This is a genomic window from Flavobacterium sp. JAS (assembly GCF_020991455.1).
In the GTDB taxonomy this organism is placed as follows: Bacteria; Bacteroidota; Bacteroidia; order Flavobacteriales; family Flavobacteriaceae; genus Flavobacterium.
This window is the reverse complement of the sequence record NZ_JAJMOX010000060.1, coordinates 1-413: the sequence shown is the minus strand read 5'-3', so window position 1 is coordinate 413 and position 413 is coordinate 1. Positions and strand designations below refer to the sequence as shown.

The following is a 413-nucleotide window of genomic DNA, read 5'->3' as shown; positions in this document are numbered from 1 at the left end:
GTAATAATCACTTGCGTGAAAGTACTGGTAATATTTCCGCAATCATCTTCGGCAACCCAAGTATTAGTATAAGTACCGGAATTACTACAAGATTGAGAAGCTATAAATTGACCGCTTGTTTTGGTATAAGTAACAATTGAACAATTAGCTGTTGCACTTGGCGCTTGACTTTGTGCAGCTATTAAACCATTTGCATCACTACATTGTAATGTGATATCTAATGATCCGGCTTGTGTAATCCAAGTTGGAATAGCAGTGTCTTGAACCGTAATTACTTGTGTGAAAACAGTTGATGTATTATTACAAACATCTTTTGCAGTCCATGTATTGGTATATGTACCTGTGCTGCCGCAAATTCCTCTTTGGAATTGTCCACTCACTTTATCGTATGTTACGGTTGAACAATTATCTGT

Annotated in this window: 1 pseudogene; it reads right to left on the bottom strand. The window is 36.8% G+C overall.

Going from position 1 to position 413, the window contains the following annotated elements:
- Window positions 1–413: pseudogene (locus tag LPB88_RS23735) on the bottom strand (hypothetical protein); the annotation flags it as partial.